Annotated in this window: 24 protein-coding genes and 1 tRNA gene; 15 read left to right on the top strand and 10 right to left on the bottom strand. The window is 31.9% G+C overall.

The features are described from left to right. The first annotated feature begins 52 nt into the window (after nucleotides 1-52). The 7 genes from Q1A73_RS09330 (at nucleotide 53) to Q1A73_RS09300 (ending at nucleotide 5,855) form a co-directional block, all read left to right on the top strand. Entirely contained in the window at nucleotides 53-1,414 is a 1,362-nt protein-coding gene (locus tag Q1A73_RS09330; RefSeq protein ID WP_299604540.1) for an NAD-dependent succinate-semialdehyde dehydrogenase, read from the top strand. A gap of 22 nt (nucleotides 1,415-1,436) precedes the next feature. Further along, on the top strand, nucleotides 1,437-1,589 hold the full coding sequence (locus Q1A73_RS09325; RefSeq protein WP_299604537.1) for a hypothetical protein: 153 nt from the start codon (nucleotides 1,437-1,439) through the stop codon (nucleotides 1,587-1,589). 113 nt (nucleotides 1,590-1,702) lie between these two features. After that, complete coding sequence (locus Q1A73_RS09320) at nucleotides 1,703-2,377, top strand: head GIN domain-containing protein (protein ID WP_299604535.1); 675 nt, start codon at nucleotides 1,703-1,705, stop codon at nucleotides 2,375-2,377. 122 nt (nucleotides 2,378-2,499) lie between these two features. Continuing rightward, complete coding sequence (locus Q1A73_RS09315; RefSeq protein ID WP_299604533.1) at nucleotides 2,500-2,967, top strand: hypothetical protein; 468 nt, start codon at nucleotides 2,500-2,502, stop codon at nucleotides 2,965-2,967. A gap of 7 nt (nucleotides 2,968-2,974) precedes the next feature. Continuing rightward, entirely contained in the window at nucleotides 2,975-4,714 is a 1,740-nt protein-coding gene (locus Q1A73_RS09310; RefSeq protein ID WP_299604531.1) for a thiamine pyrophosphate-dependent enzyme, read from the top strand. Nucleotides 4,715-4,743: 29 nt separating this feature from the next. Next, nucleotides 4,744-5,592, top strand: a complete 849-nt coding sequence (locus Q1A73_RS09305) for a mechanosensitive ion channel domain-containing protein (protein WP_299604529.1) — start codon at nucleotides 4,744-4,746, stop codon at nucleotides 5,590-5,592. A gap of 20 nt (nucleotides 5,593-5,612) precedes the next feature. Beyond that, complete coding sequence (locus tag Q1A73_RS09300; RefSeq protein ID WP_299604527.1) at nucleotides 5,613-5,855, top strand: Rho termination factor N-terminal domain-containing protein; 243 nt, start codon at nucleotides 5,613-5,615, stop codon at nucleotides 5,853-5,855. 60 nt (nucleotides 5,856-5,915) lie between these two features. Here Q1A73_RS09300 and Q1A73_RS09295 read toward each other — a convergent pair whose 3' ends face one another. Further along, a complete protein-coding gene (locus tag Q1A73_RS09295; RefSeq protein WP_299604525.1) occupies nucleotides 5,916-6,326 on the bottom strand; it encodes a response regulator in 411 nt (136 codons plus the stop codon). 226 nt (nucleotides 6,327-6,552) lie between these two features. Continuing rightward, entirely contained in the window at nucleotides 6,553-8,100 is a 1,548-nt protein-coding gene (locus tag Q1A73_RS09290; protein WP_299604523.1) for an ATP-binding protein, read from the bottom strand. Between the two features lie 288 nt (nucleotides 8,101-8,388). Between Q1A73_RS09290 and Q1A73_RS09285 the strand changes: the two genes are divergently transcribed. From Q1A73_RS09285 to Q1A73_RS09275, 3 genes are all read left to right on the top strand, one after another. Continuing rightward, on the top strand, nucleotides 8,389-8,958 hold the full coding sequence (locus Q1A73_RS09285) for an AraC family transcriptional regulator (protein ID WP_299604521.1): 570 nt from the start codon (nucleotides 8,389-8,391) through the stop codon (nucleotides 8,956-8,958). Between the two features lie 10 nt (nucleotides 8,959-8,968). Continuing rightward, nucleotides 8,969-9,415, top strand: a complete 447-nt coding sequence (locus tag Q1A73_RS09280) for a response regulator (RefSeq protein ID WP_299604518.1) — start codon at nucleotides 8,969-8,971, stop codon at nucleotides 9,413-9,415. Between the two features lie 330 nt (nucleotides 9,416-9,745). Beyond that, entirely contained in the window at nucleotides 9,746-10,759 is a 1,014-nt protein-coding gene (locus tag Q1A73_RS09275; RefSeq protein WP_299604515.1) for an AraC family transcriptional regulator, read from the top strand. A 74-nt stretch (nucleotides 10,760-10,833) separates the two neighbouring features. On the opposite strand, the gene Q1A73_RS09270 is transcribed toward Q1A73_RS09275, so the two are convergent. The 5 genes from Q1A73_RS09270 to rseP all read right to left on the bottom strand — a co-directional run bounded on the left by Q1A73_RS09270 (nucleotide 10,834) and on the right by rseP (nucleotide 14,654). Then, nucleotides 10,834-11,136 carry an HPF/RaiA family ribosome-associated protein gene (locus Q1A73_RS09270; protein WP_299604512.1) on the bottom strand — a complete coding sequence of 101 codons (303 nt, stop codon included), beginning with the start codon at nucleotides 11,134-11,136 and terminating at the stop codon, nucleotides 10,834-10,836. Nucleotides 11,137-11,191: 55 nt separating this feature from the next. Next, a complete protein-coding gene (locus Q1A73_RS09265; RefSeq protein ID WP_299604509.1) occupies nucleotides 11,192-11,863 on the bottom strand; it encodes a nitroreductase family protein in 672 nt (223 codons plus the stop codon). Nucleotides 11,864-12,012: 149 nt separating this feature from the next. Beyond that, the gene (locus tag Q1A73_RS09260) at nucleotides 12,013-12,576 is read right to left on the bottom strand and encodes a type 1 glutamine amidotransferase domain-containing protein (protein WP_299604506.1); all 564 of its coding nucleotides are present in this window, start codon (nucleotides 12,574-12,576) and stop codon (nucleotides 12,013-12,015) included. Between the two features lie 595 nt (nucleotides 12,577-13,171). After that, nucleotides 13,172-13,245, bottom strand: a tRNA-Asn gene (locus Q1A73_RS09255). Nucleotides 13,246-13,337: 92 nt separating this feature from the next. Continuing rightward, on the bottom strand, nucleotides 13,338-14,654 hold the full coding sequence (gene rseP / locus Q1A73_RS09250; RefSeq protein ID WP_299604503.1) for an RIP metalloprotease RseP: 1,317 nt from the start codon (nucleotides 14,652-14,654) through the stop codon (nucleotides 13,338-13,340). Nucleotides 14,655-14,812: 158 nt separating this feature from the next. Here rseP and Q1A73_RS09245 point away from each other — a divergent pair, with 158 nt between their 5' ends. Next, nucleotides 14,813-15,487 (top strand): SCO family protein, encoded by a 675-nt coding sequence (locus Q1A73_RS09245; RefSeq protein WP_299604500.1) that lies wholly within the window; start codon nucleotides 14,813-14,815, stop codon nucleotides 15,485-15,487. Nucleotides 15,488-15,602: 115 nt separating this feature from the next. Here the strand turns inward: Q1A73_RS09245 and Q1A73_RS09240 are convergent, their stop codons facing one another. Next, a complete protein-coding gene (locus Q1A73_RS09240) occupies nucleotides 15,603-16,061 on the bottom strand; it encodes a hypothetical protein (RefSeq protein ID WP_299604497.1) in 459 nt (152 codons plus the stop codon). A gap of 306 nt (nucleotides 16,062-16,367) precedes the next feature. Between Q1A73_RS09240 and Q1A73_RS09235 the strand changes: the two genes are divergently transcribed. The 3 genes from Q1A73_RS09235 (at nucleotide 16,368) to Q1A73_RS09225 (ending at nucleotide 18,932) form a co-directional block, all read left to right on the top strand. After that, nucleotides 16,368-16,595 (top strand): FeoA family protein, encoded by a 228-nt coding sequence (locus tag Q1A73_RS09235; protein WP_299604494.1) that lies wholly within the window; start codon nucleotides 16,368-16,370, stop codon nucleotides 16,593-16,595. 14 nt (nucleotides 16,596-16,609) lie between these two features. After that, on the top strand, nucleotides 16,610-18,706 hold the full coding sequence (gene feoB, locus Q1A73_RS09230; protein ID WP_299604491.1) for a ferrous iron transport protein B: 2,097 nt from the start codon (nucleotides 16,610-16,612) through the stop codon (nucleotides 18,704-18,706). Between the two features lie 76 nt (nucleotides 18,707-18,782). Then, nucleotides 18,783-18,932 (top strand): FeoB-associated Cys-rich membrane protein, encoded by a 150-nt coding sequence (locus tag Q1A73_RS09225; RefSeq protein WP_299604488.1) that lies wholly within the window; start codon nucleotides 18,783-18,785, stop codon nucleotides 18,930-18,932. Nucleotides 18,933-19,133: 201 nt separating this feature from the next. On the opposite strand, the gene Q1A73_RS09220 is transcribed toward Q1A73_RS09225, so the two are convergent. Both Q1A73_RS09220 and Q1A73_RS09215 read right to left on the bottom strand, forming a co-directional pair. Beyond that, entirely contained in the window at nucleotides 19,134-20,078 is a 945-nt protein-coding gene (locus tag Q1A73_RS09220) for a DMT family transporter (RefSeq protein ID WP_299604485.1), read from the bottom strand. A gap of 27 nt (nucleotides 20,079-20,105) precedes the next feature. Next, a complete protein-coding gene (locus Q1A73_RS09215; RefSeq protein ID WP_299604482.1) occupies nucleotides 20,106-20,525 on the bottom strand; it encodes a hypothetical protein in 420 nt (139 codons plus the stop codon). Between the two features lie 97 nt (nucleotides 20,526-20,622). Here Q1A73_RS09215 and crtD point away from each other — a divergent pair, with 97 nt between their 5' ends. Further along, nucleotides 20,623-22,107, top strand: a complete 1,485-nt coding sequence (crtD, locus tag Q1A73_RS09210) for a 1-hydroxycarotenoid 3,4-desaturase CrtD (RefSeq protein ID WP_299604479.1) — start codon at nucleotides 20,623-20,625, stop codon at nucleotides 22,105-22,107. The last annotated feature ends 3 nt before the right edge of the window (nucleotides 22,108-22,110 follow it).

Raw genomic sequence — 22,110 nt, 5'->3', positions numbered from 1 at the left:
ATGAGTTTAGATTTCATTTTCACGATGTAATGAACTCTTAAAAGAATATAAAATGAAAAACAAAATTCAAACAAATTTCCCTTTTACAGGAGAAGTTTTAAATACATATGATCTTTTTACAGATGATCAAATAGAAAATGCGTTAGAAAAGTCAGCTGAGACTTTTACCTCTTGGAGAAAAGTTACTCTAAAAGAAAAAGTAGAGATGCTTGCGCGATTATCTGATATTTTAGAAGAGAATAAAAAGGTATGTGCCAATCTAATTACTTTAGAAATGGGAAAACCTTTTAAGCAAAGCATTGCAGAAATAGATAAGTGTATTTGGCTGATAAATTTTTATGCAAAAAATGCAGAACAATTTTTATCAGATGAACTTATCGAAACTGATGCAGAAGAAAGTTTTATCAGCAAGGATCCTTTGGGAATCATATTTGGAATCATGCCTTGGAATTATCCTTTTTGGCAAGCTTTACGATTTGCTATACCTACGATAACAGCAGGAAATACCATTGTACTAAAACATGCTAATAATGTTTTAGGATCTGCTTTAATGATTGAAGATATTTTTAGAAAAGCAGGATATCCTGAATATTGTTTTCAAACCATAATTGCTACTCACGACCAAGTTGAAGATATCATAGGTGATGATCGTATAAAAGGAGTAAGTTTTACTGGTAGCGAAAAGGCAGGGAAGAAAATTGCGGAGCTTGCAGGAAAATATCTTAAAAAAATAGTCCTTGAACTTGGAGGAAGTAATGCCTGTATCATATCAGAAGATGCTGATTTAGATAAGTATATAGATACAATTGTTAAAGCTAGACTTCAGAATACCGGACAAAGTTGTATCGCAGCTAAACGATATATCGTAGAAGAAAAAATTTATGATAAGTTTTTAGAATATTACAATAATGGAATTCAAAAATTAAAGTTTGGAGACCCGCTACATCATGAAACGGATATTGCTACTATGGCAAGAGAAGATCTTGCAGAAGAAGTGGAACAACAGATTACTGAATCCGTAAATAAAGGCGCAAAAATTTTCATTGGTGGTAAACGAGATAAAGCTTACATAGAGCCTACTATTCTAACAGATGTTACTCCTGATATGCCAGTTTTTAATGAAGAGGTATTTGGTCCGGTAGCATCGATAATCAAAGCAGAAAACCTAAAGCATGCGATACAATTAGCATCAAACTCTAAATACGGCTTAGGTACAATGGTTTTTACCGAAGACCAGCAAAAAGTGAGAGAATTAATTAGTGAGATTCCCGATGGAGCGCTATTCGTTAATGAAATGGTTAAATCGGACCCTCGATTACCTTTTGGTGGTACTAAAGCCTCTGGTTATGGTAGAGAACTTTCCAAAGAGGGAATATTAGAGTTTGTAAATAAAAAGACAGTTTATATAAAATAATTTAAAAAAGAAAAATACCTATATGAAATTTATAAAAGACGAAAATGAAGAAAGAAGAGATTACATTTTTCAAAAAAATAAGAAAACAAAACTGGGAGCTAAGTTCATACTTCTTGTATTAGCATTCTTAATTGTAGGAGTAGTTGCCTCTGGAATTTTTTTAGAATACTTGTAGTAGATTAAAATTTTCAAATGCGTCAATGTTGCTATGAAATAAGATAACATACCCTGTTTAGTCGTAGTATTTTTGATGTGAAGTTAAATGATGTTGAATTTTAAAAATAAAAAATGATCAAGAAAATAATATATATGTTTTTACTAAGTCCGATGATGATGTTCGCACAGAAGACTACGGTAGAACTCGCAGCGTTTGATGAGTTAAAAGTGTATGATGCTATCAATGTTACATTAATTAAAGCGGCAGAGAATAAAGCTGTCATTACTGGTGATGATGTCGACCAAGTAGCAATTGTTTCTAAAAATGGTAGAGTAAAAGTAAAAATGGAGATTGATAATATTCTCGATGGGAAAGATACCAACGTTACCATTTACCATACAGAAGATCTTGCCCTTATTGATGCAAATGAAAATTCGGTGATTACTTCAAATAGTACTATAGAATCAAAGTACATAACTATTAGAGCCCAGGAAGGTGCCGAAATAGATTTAAAAGTTAATGCAATAAACTTGGATTCAAAAGCAGTATCAGGAGGAAAGATTAGTATTTCGGGTGATGTACCAAATCAGGATGTCTTAGTACGAACAGGAGGAAAATATTTTGCAAAGAAATTATCCGCAGAACAAACAGATGTTACAGTTCTTGCTGGAGGAAAAGCTTATATAAATAGTGATGAGTACGTGGATGCGAGTGTAACCGCTGGAGGCATCATTGAAATCTATGGAAATCCCGAAAAAGTAAAACAAGATAAAACCTTAGGTGGATCGATTGTGATCCGTAAGTAATTGTGTATGTTGATTCATAATTAAGTTTGATTGATGATGATTAAAGGGAGATTGAATTTGGGGTATTCATCTCCCTTTTTTCTTGAAAAGAAGAATAATAAGGTTTATAAAGAATTAAAAAAATGGCAAAAATAATAGAAGTTAAAATAGACAGAATACCAGATTTTATTGAAGTTGATGATGATAAAACAAATGAGGTGCTTATTCATACAGAACTTGAATTTCATCCACTAGATATAGAAACAAATATGGAGTATATATTACATCTTTTTGTATACGATGTACATGGTAAGAAAGATGTTCCAGTATTGATTTCTAATTGGGATGATACAAAGGTCTTAAGAGTGGCTAGAGATGATAGAAGAGATGATTTCTTATGTAAAGAAAGTGTGCTTATCAGATCAAGCGAAATCAATAAAAAAAGTGTAACCATAAAGACACCAATGATTTTGAAATTAGGGAAGCTGCAAGAAAACACTTCGGTGTATACCAGAAAATTTGAAGTGTTTGCGACCATGATACCTGCTGTTGACCGTGTATCTAATTGGTCTAAACCATTTGAGTCTCAATTAGTATTTAAAAGTAAATAATAAGAATATGAACGTTTCGGAACAACTTTTATCGATATTACAAAATGAAGGAGTAAGACATATTTTTGGTGTGGCTGGAGATGCTCTAAATCCATTAGTTGATGCTATAGCAAAACAAGATGTGGTACAATGGGTAGGTGTTAATCATGAAGGAAATGGCTCATATGCTGCTTTTGCACAAGGAGAACTTGGTAATAATTTTGGAGTGTGTGCAAGTACTGTAGGACCTGGAGCATTACACCTTATTAATGGGTTGTATAATGCAAAAAAGGAGAGAACACCAGTAATTGCTATAACAGGTCAGGTTCCTGTAGAGTTCTTAGGAACAAATTATCATCAGGAAGCAGATTTGCAAAAAATATTTGATGATGTATGCGAGTATCAAGCAATCGTACGATCACCAGAAGAGGCTCCAAGAGTGATTCTGAGAGCAATTAAAATTGCTATTAATCATAATTGTGTTTGCAGAATCGAACTTCCTGGTGATATAGCTCAAATGAAAGCTAAAAATCACGATTATATCCATAAAGTTTTTAGATCCAAAAGTAATATCATACCACAAAATGATGAATTGATCGAAGCCGTAAATTTAATTAATGAAGCATCTACAGTAGGGATATTAGCTGGAGCGGGATGTAGAGATGCGAAGCAAGAAGTGTTAGCATTATCCAAAAAGCTAAAAGCACCAATTACCCATTCATTAAGAGCGTCTGATATTTTTGATCATTCTACACAAAATGTAGTAGGATTAACAGGCTTGATCGGAAATCCTTCGGGATATAAAGCAGTGATGGATTGTGACTTACTTTTAATGCTAGGTACCGATTTTCCATATAGTGATTTTTTACCCGAAAACACTAAAATCATTCAGGTGGATATAAGACCAGAGAATTTAGGAAATAGATGTCCTATTAATCTTGGTCTTCATGGCGATATTAAATCTACGGTAGCAAGTCTGTTAATAAATACAACGGATAAAGAAGATGATACCTTCTTAAAAAAATTGAAACAACAATTTGAAGAATGGAAAGAAGGAAATAGAGACAAAGCAGACCCATCACGAGATATGGAGCCATTGCATCCACAAATATTTGCGAAAGCAATAAGTGATACAGCATCTGATGATGCCATTTTTACGATAGATACAGGAACGGCGGCAATTTGGGCTTCAAACTTTATGAATTTTAATGCAGAAAGACGAGTAATAGGATCATTTAATCATGGTTCTATGGCCGTAGGATTACCCTCAGCAATAGGAGCGCAGCTTTTACATACCGATCGAGAAGTATGGAGCCTTGTTGGAGATGGAGCTTTTAATATGTCATTACAAGATTTTTCTACAGCAGTACATAATAATCTTCCTGTTAAAATTATAGTTTTTAATAATTCGCAATTGGGGTTTGTAAAAATAGAAATGGAAGAAGCTGGATTAGCTCCTAACATGGATGCATTAAAAGTCAATAACTTCAATTTTGCTGAGTATGCTAAATTATGTGGAGGAGACGGTATTAGAGTAGAAAAAGCGAAAGATATTCTTACTGCAGTCGCATTAGCGAAAAAGTCAAGTAAGCCATTTGTGATAGATGCTGTAGTTACAAATGCAGAGCTCTCATTACCACCTAAAATAGGTTTTGAAGAAGTAAAAGGCTTTGGCATGTCAAAGATAAAAGAAGTGCTAAGAGCGTTTAATGGAGAAAAAGAACAATGGGAAAATATCAAAGAGGAGGTTGAAGCATATTTTGATTAAATCGATAAAAAATAAAAAATTATATACATATGGACATAGAGAATTTGGGGTTAACAAAAGAAAATTGGGAATATTTCTTAAAATGGGTTTGGGATTTCGTGCCGAGTCTTCTATCTGCTATTGTAATTTTCTTTATAGGTATATGGGTTATTAACCTTTTTAGTAAAGGATTAAAGAAGTTTTTTCAGAAAAGAGATTATGATGAAACCTTAGAACGATTTTTATATGATCTAATTAATTTAGGGTTAAAAGTATTATTAATCATACTAGTAATAACTCAGTTAGGAGTCCAAACATCGTCTCTGGTTGCAATATTGGGAGCTGCTGGTTTGGCTGTTGGATTAGCACTGCAAGGCTCTTTGGCAAACTTTGCCGGCGGCGTGTTAATTTTGTTTTTTAAACCTTTTAAAATTGGTGATTTTATAGAAGCGCAAGGAACATCAGGAACAGTGAAAGAGATTACTATTTTTACTACTAAACTAAATACTTTTGGGAATCAATTAGTCATAATTCCAAACGGGAAACTATCTAATGACAACATCACAAACTATTCAGCAGAAAATAAAAGACGAAATAAAATAGACATCGGAATTTCTTATAGTAGTAATATTAAACAAGCGAAGGATATACTATTAGAGCTGGTGAATGAGCAAGAAGCGGTAATCAAAGATCCCTTACCCGAAGTAGTAGTTTCTTCTTTAGGGGACAGTTCGGTGTCTTTATCCATACGTTATTGGGCATCAAATGAGGATTTTTGGGCGATACATTTTTACACAATGGAGCAAGCTAAAAAGAGACTTGAAGAAAATGGAATTTCTATACCTTTCCCACAACGTGAAGTTAGAATCCTGAGTACTACAACTAATGAAATGAAATAAAACCTTTAAAATATATTATGATGAGTGATAGACCAAGAATTAAAAACGAGGCACAGTATGAGGCGCTGCGCGAAAAAGGATATAGTAAAGAAAAATCAGCTAGAATTGCAAACACTCCAGATAGTGGTACAAAAGGAGGAAAAGCAACAAATTATGAAGACCGAACAAAAGATGAGTTATATGAACAAGCAAAGGATATCGGTATTGAAGGAAGATCAAAAATGAACAAGGAAGAGCTTATTGATGCATTACGAAATAATTAAATTTGGTTTTCTATTGGAAAGAAAAACATAAGTAGAATATTTAAATTTATAGATCAGAGTTTATCTGTTATACTCTGTCCAATAGGAAATTACTTTTGGTAATTTCTCTTTCAGATCTAAATAATTTTTAGGTTTTGTAATATAGCTATTGCCTCCTAATAAATATGTTTCCTTAATCTCTTCAGGTCTTTCAGAAGAGCTTAGAATTATAACAGGTACATTTTTTATCTGTTTTTTGTTTCTTAGGTAATTCAAAACTTCTAAACCGTTCATTTTAGGTAGTTTTATGTCCATAAGAATGCATTTTGGAGGATGAGTAATAAATTCTGAGGACTCAAAAAACTGAATTGCAGATTCACCATCTTCTAGGTATTTTATCTCACAATCCTTCATTTCTTTTTCGACAACACGTCTCATTAATTCTATATCAGTTCGGCTATCTTCTACAGAGACTATATAAGGTCTATTCATTTTCATAACATTTTTACAAGACAGGAAGTAACATTTATTTCCTTTCTTATCATATTCTCCAAGAATTATATATTTAGTTTCCTGGATTTGATGTAATTCAATTTGGTTAAAAATACCAAAAAATATGATTTTAAAGTTTTTGATATTTCCTTACAAATAGTAACAACAAAAATAAGTAAGACTTTCTCTAATGTTATTGTGAAAAATATAGATGTTAGCTTGATTGCTAATTGTTTGTAATTGGGAAATATAATTTGAATTCTGAACCGACTCCTTTTTCGCTCATTGCGGATATAGAACCATGATGTGTTTGCATGATTTTATGGCAAATCGCTAGACCTATACCTGTTCCTTTATATTGTGTTTTTTCATGAAGACGGTGAAATAGCTTAAAAATAGACTCTTTGTGTTTTGGGTCAAAACCTATACCATTGTCTTTAAAAGTGATTTCTAAGAAATGAGATGATGAATTCTCTAGATTTTCGGATAAATTATGATGTATCCAAAGTTCAGGAATAGCGTTAGTTTTTCTATATTTTATAGCATTAGAAATCAGATTTACAAATACTTGTTTGATTAGAAACGGTATTCCATATATTTCTGGAAAATTAATAGTATGAATTTGCACCTGATGTTTACTAATTTCTTCTTCTAGTTCTATGAATGCATCTTGAAGAATGGTATTCAAATCAATTTTTTCAAAAGGAAGCTGCTTTTTTCCGATGCTAGAATAGTCTAGAAGATGAAGAATAAGTTGCTGCATTCTCTCCGAAGAATCGTTTATTTTATCTAGATAGTTAAGAATTTTATCAGGAATCGTTTCTTGATCTACGTTAAGTATGCGTGAAATGAACATTCTTATTTTTCGTAACGGCTCTTGTAGGTCATGACTAGCAATATGGTTAAAAGAATCTAGTTCTTCATTTATGGTGAGAAGCTCTTGATTTTTTTCCTTTAGTAGTTTTTTGGATTTGATTTCTTCGGTAACATTTCGAATAACCCCTAGCATCATTTGGCCGTCTCTCGAAGGAATAAAATGAGCATTTAAAGAAAAATATAAAAGCGTATTATCATTTTGTATAGAAAATTCAAACGGAGGTAATACATCTTCATACTGCAAAGTCTCAATTTGTAAACGAAGTTTAGCACTTTTTTGTTCATCCAAAAAGCAAAATACTCCTTCATTTTGAAGGCATTTCGCATCAATTGTGTCTTTAAAAAGTTCTCGTATGTTTTCTGAGAAGACCCAAATGTTTTTGTTAATATTCCACCTAAAACTAGCAGTTTTTGATATCTGTTCTGAGTCATTAAGGATCGTATTTTGAAACTCTAAATGACGTAAAGAATCTCTTAATTGAGCTTCCACTTTTTTTAGTTTGCTGATATCTTTAGAGGTAACAATAATACCATTGTTTTGTTTGATCACCTTACCTTCTAACCAAACAGTCTTTTCTTCAAATTCAAATTCTCGTTCATAAGTTATCTCAAAATTTTCCTTATTGTAACAGGCAGTATATATTTCGAAAAGACCGTTTTCAAAAATTACAGGAAAAATTTCTGAAGCACTCTTGTTAATTAACAAATCAATACTTGATTTTATATATTTTTCAAAATTATTGGTGATATACACTAATTTAAAATCAACAAGTTGTTCTTGTTCAAAAATTGGTGTAAAATAACTAATAATACTTTCTGAACGATCAATAAGTGATTGTAAAAATTCTGTAGATTCTACGTCTATAGTAAGTGCAATATGATCATTTTTATGAGTCAAAAACGTATGATTTTATCAAGCTAAAATTAATTTTAAAAAGAAGAGAACAAATTACAACATTATTGCCTAATAGAGATAAAGTTTATGTCTAAATTTTGAAGATCAGCTCTTTAAAAACATCATATTAATGGCTGATTTTAGTAAAGAAAATAAATTGACTCAATAATGATATGAATAACCTCAATACAGTTAAACATAAATATGTAAAATATAGAATGATTGATTATATTTGTTTAATCTTTTAAGATTATAATTAAACGTTTGGTAACAAAATTAATGTTCTAATTCATGAAGTTTTATCTAAAATACGATATGGATGTAATTTTCAGAAAGACTTTAGAACAACAGCTAAGCAATTTGCAGGTGGCTTATAAGATCAATGGTTTAGGCGAGATAGAGTTTTTGCAATCGTTGAGCGCAGAAAAGGTAAAAGAGCTTACGGTTTTACTTTCGGTTTATGGAATAGAAATCATCAATGATCATAAGAGTGAAATTGTCCAAAGAATTAAAGATGCGATTTCGGAAATGGTACTAGATACTTCTTCCGAAAGAAATCATAAGTTATCAGAGTATTTGCCAAACAAATTAGAATATTCTTATACTTATTTGTCTAGCTTATTTTCAGAAAGCACGTATACTTCTTTAGAAAATTTTTTAATTATAAAACGTATCGACAGAGTAAAGCAAATGTTGGTTCATGAAAAGTTAACACTTTCACAGATAGCATTTGAGTTAGGTTATAGCAGTAATGCTCATGTATCAGCTCAATTTAAAAAAATAACAGGATTGACTCCCACGGTTTTTCAAAAAATTATTAAAAAACGTTCTGAGAACAAAACATCATTTAAGCAATCTTAATTTTGGTAAAATGTATCTAGATAGACTCCATATAGCATTAGTAGAAGATGACGAGGACGATAGAATGTTTTTTAAGGATGCTATAGACGAGATCCAAATGAAGACAAATCTTTTGCTTTTTGGGAATGGACAAGAGTTCTTGGATCATATTTTACTTCCTGGTCAATCTCTACCTCATTTGGTGTTTTTGGATCTCAATATGCCTATAAAAAACGGGATAGAATGTTTAGAAGAATTAAGAGCTCAAGAGCGATTCAAAAATTTATCTATAGCGATCTATTCTACTTCCTCTTCTGATCAAGATATAGAGGACACTTTTATCAAAGGTGCCAATATATATATCAATAAACCAAATGACTTTAATAAACTGAAATCTGTCATTTCAGAGGTTTTAAAGATTAATTGGCAATATCATACTTCTAATTTAAGTCGAGAAAACTTTCTTTTAAGAGTTTAATCTTTTGATTGTAAGTCGTTTATTCTTTCTGTAGTGGTAATTATATAACATTTTCCAAAAATTATATAATACTATTTTTTGTGTTGTTTAAGAAATTTACATAAAAAATAAACAAGATTCCTATGAAGACTAAACATTATGCAAGGGTAAGCAGAATCTTTAAAGATTTAAAAAATTATCCAAACAGCTCTGTTATAAATAGTGATAACAGTTCATCTGATAGAACATCAGTTAAATCCGTAAAAGTCGATCTTTTATCTAATCCTGGGATTTGAATCATCTTTTTTAGAAACTCTTAAACACAATCAATCTTAAAAATTTTGAAACGTTATGAAAGCTTCAGAAAATAAATCAATCATTTCTAGTAAATATCTGGATGCGTTGGCTTCTACTTTAAACATAGATTTTCCAGGTGATCAAAATGATGTTGTATTGCCCATACATTCAGAAAAAGGATTCGGGCATGTTAATTTTTTCTCCTCTGGAAATTATAAATGGTATACTGAAATAAATATTAATTGTCATGTAGATATTAAGGTTCCGCTACTGGAGGATAGTTTAGGGTTGATTCATTTTATATATTGTTCCAAAGGAAGTGTTACACATGAATTAGATGGAAATAAGCAGATGTTGAACGAATTTCAAACAGCCATCATATACGATAAGAAATTGTCTTATCTTTCGTTCACCGAAGGTGAGGAGGCAAAGGTTGTTGTCATATCAGTGGCAAAGCCTAGTAGTGTTTTGTTTTCGAATATTGCCAGGGATATTCATAACTTATTCGAAGGCAAATTGGTAAATGAAAAGTTTAGTTATTATGGATCCTCTAATCTTAAAATTTCCGAAGAGGTCGCAAAGATAAATACTACCAATAAAAAAGGGCTTGTAAAAAAATTATATGTAGAGAGTATCATCCAGATGATTTTGGCAATGGAAATTCAGCATCATCAAAAAGATTTAGATTCTCAAAATGAATTATACGGAGTGTTAACCCTTAGAGAACAAAAGATCGTTAAAGAAGTTGCAAAAGAAATACGTGAAAATTGTGATTATCCTTTCTCTATCAAATACCTAATGGATCAAACAGGACTTTCTGCTGCTAAACTACAAGATGGATTTAAGATGTTATATAATCGAACTGTTACTGATTATGTGAAAAATACGAGAATAGAAAAAGCTGAAAACTTAATAAAGACAACAGATCTCAATATATCGGAAATTGTTTATAGCATAGGATTTACGAGCAGAAGCTATTTTTCTAAAATTTTTAAGGAAAAATACAATTGTAGTCCACGACATTATCAAGAGAGATCTAGAGATTACTCCTTTTCGAGAATTGCATAAACCATAAAGCTTATTCCAACAAAATGACCGCATGAAGATGCGGTCATTTTGTTATAGTGGATGTTAGTGGCTAACTAGTAAGCTTTCATTCCTTCTTTTCTTCTTTCCAGTTGATCTTTTAAATCTCGGATTGTTTCGTTGATAGCATCGATAAAATTATTTTCATCGGAGGAAGCATAAATTCTTGGTCCAGGAGCACTTAGTCGTATACCACAATGATGAGCTTTTTCACTATTGGAAGCATTCGTTTTTTTGAAAAAGATATCTGCTCTTATCACAAAAGGAAATTTTTCCTCGATCATATCGAGCTTATCTTTTACCTGCATTTCTAGGCGGTCACTAGCACTAATGTTAGTATATTCAAAAATGGTTTTCATTATATAATTTTTTGTAGATTATCTATTTATCTCATGATTTACTAAAGATTAGGAATTAATCATTTAGATTTTTAAGAGGTTGATCATTGTTTTGTTCTAAACCATTTTCAGATGAATATAGTCCATTAGTTATGGTGCCGTAGTTCCCATTAAACGTAAACTCTCGTTGTAACATTCGAGTTCGTTTAGAAGGATCTTCTTGATCTCTTAAATCTTCAGGAAGATCATCTGGATTTCCTCCATAATATCCCAGAGCAATGGCGGTAGCTATGTGATACTCATCAGGAAAATTAAATTCCTTTTTCGCTTTTTCATAATTTACACCTGCCATTTGGTGTAATCCTATTCCCAAATGTTGAGCCTGAGCTGTAATGTTTCCAATAAAAAGACCTAGATCATGTAGCGCATGAAAGTTCTCTTCGCCTTCATCTGTTGTTTTTTTGAAGGCAGTTAATAAAAGTACTGGCGCATTTGTTGCCCATGATTTATTAAAATCACTAAGACAGGCTTCGATTCTTTTGTAAGTTGAACTTCCTTTAATGGCCCAAATGATTCTCCATGGTTGTCTGTTATACGAACTAGGAGCCCATCTTCCCGCTTCAAAAAGAGTTCTTAATTCCAATTCGGATACCGGAGTTTCTGAGAAAACTCTAGGTGAATAGCGCTCTTTTAATATTGGTAGTATGTCAAATTTTGTTTCTTTTTCTTCTGCAATTATGTTTCCCATATGTAATGTTTTAAAATTATGTGTAACCTAGAATGGTTACGACGAGTAGTGAAGTAATAAGCCGTGTAAGAAAGGTCAAATAACTTGATCTTTCTTACACTTATATGCTTATAAAATATGATTACAACTTTCTCGCGAGTGTTCTGTTGTTATGCATTAACAACTTGTTCTTCATGTTTACCTTCGCATAGTTCTTCGATAACTTTATCGATAAAAGCTGGTAAATCATTAGGATTTCGGCTAGTGGTAAGACCACTGTCTACAACTACAGCTTCATCTTTCCATTTAGCACCTGCATTGATAACATCATCTTTAATAGAATGGTAAGAAGTAACTTCTCTATTTTCAATTACTCCTGCACTAATTAATAGCCAAGGAGCATGACATATAGCTGCCACTGGTTTCCCGCTTTTAAAGAAAGACCTAATAAATTCTAATGCATCATTATTTGTTCTTAAGATATCTGGATTTATAACACCACCTGGTAAAACTAGCGTATGATAATGTGATGAATTTGCATCAGCTAATGTTTTATCCACTTTAATGGATTTTCCCCAATTACCGTCTTCCCAACTTTTTATCTCTCCAGTAGTATCAGATATGATATGTACTTCAGCTCCTTCTTTTTTTAAAGCGTTATAAGGCTCAAATAACTCCGAAGCTTCAAATCCATTTGTAGCAAGAATAGCTATGTTTTTGTTTTCTAATTTCATAGGTTTTAATTTTTTACAGTTTATGCTATTTTCTGTAAAGGTACTTGTAACCTATTGTTATCGGGTGCTTAAAAAAGAGAGAAGTTAACTCATATGCTGGTAACGTAATTTTTAGGTCAGATATATTTGATTTTTGAATTCAGTAAAGTGTAGGTAAGATTTTTTAAAAAATCATTACCAATAAAAATGATACTCCATATAGTATTATGGAACCTATTAGTAATAGGAATAAAGATTTAGTTAGTTTCTTTTTGAAATTGATTTTGTTCGGCATGTAAATTTTATAATTGTGGTTAACCAGTTATTACAAATAATAACCTAACGCATAATAACTTCTTTTACTGCTAGAGTCAAGAGTTTTAACAGGGTTTAACCATTTTTTGTTATAATTATGAGAATGGCTTAGTACTACTTGATTTAGAATAAAAAATGTATGACTCTTCCTTTTTTAGATGAATTAGAATTTTAGTGTCAACATAATTAATCATCAATCTTTATACATCAAAATTTGATCTTCTTCAATGATTACTAGGATTGATGTAGTACAGGAAACTTATCTAAAACAAAAAAGTCCAACATTTCTGTTGGACTTTTGCTCCCCCTCTTGGGCTCGAACCAAGGACCCTTTGATTAACAGTCAAATGCTCTAACCAACTGAGCTAAGGAGGAATATGCTTTTGCAAATGTAGAGTGTTTTTCTCTTTTGCGAGTGCAAATATATACTAATTTTTGATACTCAAAAAGTTTTTTTTAATTTTTTATCATTTTCCGAAAATTGCACGATAAATATCGTTACCATTTGCGAAAAGAAGTAAAGCGATTAAGATTACAAAACCTACTAGTTGCGCATACTCCATAAATTTGTCATTTGGCTTTCTTCCTGCGATAATTTCATATAATAAAAACATTACATGTCCACCATCCAATGCAGGAATTGGTAGAATATTCATAAATGCTAAAATAATCGAAATAAAAGCGGTCGTACTCCAAAAAGCTGCCCAATCCCAAACAGGAGGGAATAAATTACCGATAGCAGCGAAACCACCTATTTGCGTAGCTCCTTTTTTTGTAAATACATATTTAAATTGTGCGATATAGTCGTGTAATTTCCAATAACTATAATCGAACCCTTTTCCAATACTTTCTACAAAAGAATATTGTTCTCTATTAATTTTATAAAAAACAGGATAAACACCAATAGTTCCTTTTTCATCGGTCTTAACAGAAATTGTCTGTTCCGATCCATCTCTAAGAAAAGTGATATCGATTTTTTGATCTTCTTTTGGTTTTACTTCTTTTTGAAATTCATTCCACCATGTTATTTTCGTACCATTCACTGATAAAATTTTGTCTCCATTTCTTAAACCTGCTTTGTAAGCTGGTCTATCAGCTACCACGGTATCTAATATTGGTTTAAGTCGGATATCAAATGGCTCCATTACTCCTTCTTGGAACATAGTTTTACCTATATCTTCTGGAAGGTCAATAGTTTTTGTGCTACCATCAGCTGATAATACAGTAATATTTTGAACATCTCTTAAAAAGAGAAACATATTGATATCGGTAGCATCTTTAAAGTCTTCTCCATTTACTTTTAGAATTCTATCTCCATCTCTGAAACCGTATTTTTCAAAGATTTCAGCCACTTCATATCCATCAGGAATATCTTCCATAGAAACGTAAGATGTACCCCAAGTGAAAATGATAGCCATATAGATTAAAAACCCTAGAATAATATTAACAGTTACTCCACCAAGCATAATAATCAATCGCTGCCAAGCAGGTTTAGATCTAAATTCCCAAGGTTGTGGAGGACCTGCCATTTGTTCTTTATCCATGCTCTCATCTATCATTCCAGAAATTTTGACATAACCGCCTAAGGGTAACCAACCGATTCCGTAAACAGTTTCGCCAATTTTTTTCTTAAATAGAGAGTATTTTACATCAAAAAACAAATAGAATTTTTCTACTCGAGTTTTAAATAATTTAGCAGGAATAAAGTGTCCTAATTCGTGTAAAACGATTAAAATGGACAAACTTAATAATAGCTGTAATGCTTTTACAATTATTGGACTCATAGGGTCTAATTCAAAATTAAATCACGCAAAAGTAACCTTTTAGACTAGTTTATAAAAGAAATCAGGTCTACAGATGTAGGTTTTAGTATTTTTTTAGCGAAAACAATAATTTCTTATACGATAAACCTCGTAATTTTGTTATTCTTAAAAAAACAGGTATGCTTCGCTTTTTTTCCAAGTACAAATTCTTTGCCATTGTACTATTTGTATTATCTGCAATTATAATTTCAATTATTTATTCTATTCTAAAACCTAAACGCGTTCTTAGAGTGTATGAACCAGATATGGTAGCTACTGAATTAGTAGATAGCACCGTACAACACGTTCGTAAATATCATAAAATTGCAGATTTTAGTTTATGGAATCAAAATGGTAAGAATATTACACAAGCAGATTATAACGATAAAATTTATGTAGCAGATTTCTTTTTCACTACATGTCAGACAATTTGTCCAATTATGACAGATCACATGAAGTTAATTCAGAATAGATTAAAAAAAGACTCTGAAGTAAAGCTACTATCTCACACAGTAATTCCAGAAACAGATGATGTGCCGCAATTGAAGGAGTATGCAAAACGAAAAGGTGTTGATGATACCAGATGGAACCTAGTTACCGGAGATAAAAAACAAATTTATGATCTGGCACGTAAGTCTTACTTAGTTGCCAAATCAAATGGAGATGGTGGACCTTATGATATGATTCATACCGAAAACTTTGTATTGGTTGACAAAAAGAAGCGGATTAGAGGGTTTTATGATGGTACAGATTTAGAGGAAATAGAACGTTTGTTAGAAGATATAGAGGTTTTAAAAGAAGAAAACGTAAAATAACACAGCCGCCATATGTTATAGGTAAGCCTGACAGCTGTGTTTCTAGGGATTACTCATAAATTTTAAGAATGCATACGCGCATACTTAAGACATTGATGGTCGCAGATTTCTGATATTACCATTCTGGTTCAAGACCAATGGTAAATGAAGTAGGAGTGCATCTAGTATATGAAACAAGAATTCCATCTTCATTTACATAACAGATTAGTTTTTCGTCCCACCCATCAGGACAATCTGGTCTCCAAGGTGGTAAATTTCCTGCTGTGGGGATGACTAGTTTGTCGAAGACATCAACCTTTCCATCTACCGAAGAAATTGTAAAACTTGTAATAAAAGCATTACGCAATCTATAGGATAGTTTACTTCCTGTTTTTTCGTTTCTTGCTACGAGGTATTCACCATCTTTCTTTGGTATTCTAACGGTATATTCATCGTACTTTTCAATTTTATCAGCTTTATCATCATTAAACAAGTTGATATTTTCTGAATCTACACTATTCTTTTCACAAGAAGAGATAACTACAACGAAGCAAATTGAGAATACCTGAAGTAGTAGGTTTTTAAGATTTTTCATTGTTATAGGTTTTAATTACAAATAGAATTTTTCTTACTCTATTGAAGGCTTTTCAGTTTCCGCCTGTTTCTAAATTTAGATGGGTTGAAAGTAATTTCGATTTCTGGTATCAGTGTCCGAGAATTTTGAATTTCAAGGATTTCGGACTGTTTTTGAGGTGAAACACCTTTTTCTGATAGGATACAGACCCTTTTATGAAAGTATTCCAAAAAATATCATAAAACCTTGTATTAATCATGTACATAGTTTTCTCAATAGAGTTTTTTCCATTACTTTTGCCTTGTTTAAAATTATTCTAAATAAAGCTTGAAAGTCACCATTGCACATCTCAAAAAAGGTCAACGAGGATTGATTAAAGAAATTACTTCGGATACGATTCCTCTTAAGTTGCTGGAAATGGGTTGTTTACCTGGTAACGAGGTGCAGTTGGTTCAAACAGCTCCCTTTCAATGCCCAATGTATCTTACAATTAATGGTAGTCACCTAGCCATTCGAAAAGAGATCGCTTCACAAATAGAAATTGAAATTATTTAACCAGATTACTTTTTATGGCTAAGCAGATTAAAGTTTCACTTATAGGAAACCCGAATACGGGTAAAACGTCTGTTTTTAATTTGCTTACAGGGTTAAACCAACAAGTTGGTAATTATCCTGGTATTACGGTTGAAAAAAAAGAAGGTATTTGTAAACTACGAAGAGGAGTAAAAGCTCATATCTTAGATTTGCCAGGAACTTATAGTCTTAATGCATCTTCTTTAGACGAGAATGTGGTGATAGAAATATTACTCAATAGAAAGGATAAAGATTTTCCTGATGTAGCTGTGGTAGTAACGGATGTAGAAAACCTGAAAAGAAATTTATTACTATTTACTCAAATTAAGGATTTAGAAATCCCAACAATTCTGGTCATTAATATGGCAGACCGCATGAGTAAAATAGGTATTTCCTTGGATATTCCATTATTGGAAAAAGAGTTGAATACAAAGATTGCTTTAATAAGTGCTAGAAAAAATCAAGGTATAGATGAGCTAAAGGAATTAATTCTATCCTATAAAACACTCCCAGTAAAACCTTGTCTCAATGCGTTAAGTTTTGATCCAGATTATTTTGGAAGACTTCAAAAGGCTTTTCCAGATCAATCTTTGTATAAACTATGGTTGGTAATTACTCAGGATGTAAATTTCAGGAAAGTAGAAAAAAAGAAACTATCTATATCACCAGATTTTGAAATTAAATCAGAGAGTGAATTAAAACGATTTCAGCAAAAAGAAACTATAAAGAGATATCAGTTTATTAATCAGGTTCTCAAAAAAGGTCTCTTTGTAGACGAAAAATCTGCTACTGGATTACGTGCTCGGCTGGATAGAGTATTGACCCACAGATTTTGGGGCTATTTTATATTTTTTGCAATCCTATTATTAATATTTCAAGCTATCTATGATTGGTCTTCTTATCCAATGGATCTAATAGATGAGGGATTTGCTTGGTTAAGTGAGAGTACTAAATCTTTATTACCAGCAGGTCCTTTTGTAGATCTTATTACAGATGGTATTATTCCGGGATTAGGAGGAATTGTCATTTTCATTCCGCAAATAGCATTTTTATTTCTCTTTATTTCCATTTTAGAAGAAAGTGGTTACATGAGTCGTGTTGTTTTTCTTATGGATAGAGTAATGCGAAAATTTGGACTTAGTGGAAAAAGTGTTGTTCCATTAGTATCAGGAACAGCTTGTGCTATTCCGGCCGTTATGGCTACAAGAAATATTGAAAATTGGAAAGAAAGATTAATAACGATTTTGGTAGTCCCATTTACAACCTGTTCTGCAAGATTACCAGTGTATCTAATTATTATTTCCCTTGTGATTCCTGATAAAAAAGTAGGATGGGTGTTTAGTTATCAAAGTTTAACGCTTATGTTATTGTATTTTATAGGATTTGGAGGAGCGGTAGGAGCAGCCTGGATATTGAATAAGGTACTTAAAACAAAAAGTAAAAACTACTTTGTAATAGAAATGCCTGGTTACAAAGTTCCTTTATTAAAAAATGTACTTATTAATGTTGTAGAAAAGACGAAAGCGTTTGTTTTTGGTGCTGGAAAGATCATTATGGCACTTTCTATTATTCTTTGGGTATTTGCGAGTTTCGGTCCTAATGATCAATTTAGTAATGCAGAAGAAATTGTTACTGCAGAATATCCAAACTTATCTCAAGAAGAATTAGATCAGAAAATTGCATCTCACAAACTAGAATATTCGTTTATAGGTTATGCAGGAAAGGCTATTGAACCTATCGTAGCACCTTTAGGGTATGATTGGAAAATAGGTATTGGAATTATTAGTTCTTTTGCGGCTCGTGAAGTTTTTGTGGGAACACTAGCTACTATTTATAGTGTAGGAAGTGATGAAGAAGAAACTATAAAAAATAGAATGGCTGCCGAAGTACATCCGGTTACTGGCACTCCATTATTTAATTTAGCAAGTGGAATTTCATTATTATTGTTCTATGCTTTTGCAATGCAATGCATGAGTACTTTAGCAATTGTAAAAAGGGAAACTAACGGTTGGAAATGGCCAATGACACAACTGGTCTTTATGAGTGTTTTAGCATATAGTGTTGCACTTATTGCATATCAAGTTTTAAAATAACATATTTTCTGCTAGTATAAATGTATTATAAATATGAAGACGATAAGTTTTTGTATTTTTAAACGACTAAAAAACTATGAATTTACTTATTCAAAATATACTTGTGATTGTTGTTGTTGCTTTGGCAATTGGTTTTTTAGTAAAAAAATTCTTTTGGAAACCTCAAACCTCTTCAGTGAGTAAAAAATCTGGTGCTTGCGGTAGTAATGGTTGTGGTTGTCTTTAAACATATATCATGGCTGCTATAATAATTCTTATTGCTTATTGGTATGATTATAAATCCAATAAAAAACAGTTTATAAAAGATTTAAAAGGAGGTTTGTTTTTTGTATTCCTTTTGTTTAACGTATTTGGATTGCTGTTTTTTGTTCTAGACCAAGGAATCCTGGTTTCAAGTTTATCTTTAGGAATAGCAATACCAAGTATATTATGTATCAAGTTCTTTATGAGTAGAATATTTTCTTCTTCTTATCGAAGGGTTACTGCTGATTAAATATACTCCTACAAAAATAAATGCACAACATAGTAATTTTGTAACCGTGATATCTCCCTTGTATTGACTATTGGCAATGAAATATGCTATACTACCCACTAATAACATAGCTACGGCAGGTTGTACATAAATATAGCTACTAGATACTGTAGGTTTTACATATTGTAGTGCAAACATATTAAGCAGGTATGCTAAAAAGGTTGGCCCGATAATTACATAAAATAGGGATGTCCAATTGCTAGCGGTGTATGTAGTGAAGTCTGTTTCTAGTAATTGGCCAATGCAAAAAGGAAACATGAAAATGAAACCAAAGAAAAAAGTCCATACGATTACCGTTAGTGGTTGGTATTTAGACATCATTGGTTTTACTAGAACAAGGTAAAAGGCAAATGACAAGGCGTTTAAACCAATAAAAATATTTCCTTTTAATGAACCTGTTCCTATTCCCGAATTGCCCAAGTAAATTAATAAAATAGCCCCACTACCTCCTATAAAGATTCCGAGAATTCTGGACAATGTCAAAGGTTCTTTTAATAAAAAATAACTAATAACTACTGTAAATATAGGCATTGCAGTAACAATAATGGCTGCATCTACCGGAGAGGTTAGGCTAAGACCATTCATGGAAAAGTATTGGTTCGTAGCTACTCCCAAAAGACCGCAAATGAGTAATCTGGGAATATCTTTTTTTTCTACTTTTTCTTTTACGAAGGATTTTAAAAGTAGAAATAATAGTCCAGCTCCAGTAATTCTCAAAAATACAAGCGCAGATGCTCCAATTTTATTAGGCATCAGCCCTTTTGCTATTAAATAATTTGCTCCATAAATCATATTAAGACTGAGTAAAGCAATGTGGGCTTTAGCTTTGTTTGAAACCATTGGATAAAGAAACTAAATATAAATTGATTATTTCACAAGCAATTCTAAATAATAACTAGAAGGATCAATTTTCTGTCCGTTCGCTGGATAAGGACTTAAGTTGTAACCAAAAATCGTTTTTTTATCCGATTGTAATAGTTCTTTTGGTTTTATGGGATTAATTCCACTGGCGCTTATGATATATTCCTTTTCTTCTACCAAGGTGTCATTTTCATAAATTCCTATAATCACCTTTGCTTGCCCAGCCCAAACACAGCTCACACCTGTTGGACATCGCGAGTCTTCCACAACGTTGATAAAGTGAATGCCCTTATTTCCAAACAAGGCTTTTTTACCAGCTTTTAGTTTTGTTACGATCTGTGGCGATTCTTTTTTCTCATGAGAACTTTGAGCATCAATTTTTGAGAAAGAAAAGAATAGGAATAAAAAAATCAAAAGGTATTTCATCATAAAAGCTTTAAGGTTAAAGGTATGTGAAAACTTATTATTAATTACCGAATTTATGAACAGTTTATAAATTTTCATAATATCTTTATACTCTTATATGTCCAAAAAAAAAGTCATCATTGTTGGATCTGGAGTCGCTGGATTGGCTGCGGCTATACGCTTGAGGAATCAAGGGTTTGAGGTAGTGGTTTTTGAAGCTAATTCGTATCCTGGAGGAAAGCTCACAGAAATTTATGAAAAAGGCTATAGATTTGATTGTGGCCCATCCCTTTTTACTATGCCACAATTTGTGGAAAACCTTTTTGAAATCTCAAATAAAAATATTTCCGAATACTTTAAATATACAAAGAAAGAGGTGGTTTGTAACTATTTCTACGAAGATGGAACAAAATTTACTGCTTTATCTAACATAAATGATTTTGCAAGAGAAGCGGCACAAATCTTTGATGTAAAAAGTGATCAGATTCTAAAATATTTTAAGAGAAGTAAATTGAAATATGACCTTACATCTTCTTTGTTTCTCGAAAATTCATTGCATAAACTATCTACATACTTGTCAATGGACACATTAAGAGCTATTGCAGGAATCAATAGTTTAGGTATTAATACAAAATTACATAGTTATAATGCTGACATTTTTAAAGATCCAAGATTAGTTCAGTTTTTTGATAGGTTTGCAACCTACAATGGATCATCGCCGTATCTTACACCAGGAATAATGTCTATGATTCCTCATTTAGAACAGTATTATGGTACTTTTTTTCCAAAAGGAGGGATGCATAGTATTACAAAAGCATTATATCAATTAGCACTAGATTTAGGGGTTCAATTTCGTTTTGATACGAAAGTTGAAGAAATCTTAATCGAAAATAATAAGGCAGTTGGTATAATCGCAAATAAAACTAAGGTACTTGCTGATATCATTATATCTAATATGGATGTTGTACCAACATACAAGAAGTTATTACCTAATCAAAAGGAACCGAGAAAAACTCTAAAACAACCAAGATCTAGTAGCGCCCTTATTTTTTATTGGGGAATCAAAAAAGAATTCCCAGAATTGGATTTACATAACATCTTTTTTTCTGAAAATTATAAAGAGGAATTTGAATATATTTTTGATAAGAAAGATGTGTATAAGGACCCAACTATTTATATAAATATAACTGCAAAAAATGAACCGAACGATGCTCCAAAAGGATGTGAAAATTGGTTTGTGATGATCAATGTTCCCGGTAATGAAGGTCAAAATTGGGATGCAATTATTGAAAGTTCTAGAAAACAAATTATAGAAAAACTTACTAGATTACTCGATGTGCCAATCAAGGAATATATAGAAACAGAAATAATTTTAGATCCTAGAAGTATAGAAACAAAAACACAATCATATCAGGGGTCTTTATATGGATCTAGTAGTAATAATAAGTTTGCAGCGTTTTTGAGACATCCTAATTTTTCTAAAAAAATCAAAAAGCTATATTTCTGTGGAGGAAGTGTACATCCAGGAGGAGGTATTCCGTTATGTTTGCTATCAGGAAAGATAGTTGCCGAATTAATTCAGAAAGAGCATAAACATGAATAATCT

It is taken from the genome of uncultured Aquimarina sp., assembly GCF_947492115.1.
Classification (GTDB): domain Bacteria; phylum Bacteroidota; class Bacteroidia; order Flavobacteriales; family Flavobacteriaceae; genus Aquimarina.
The sequence above is the reverse complement of the archived record's forward strand: the minus strand, read 5'-3'. Positions and strand labels throughout refer to the sequence as shown.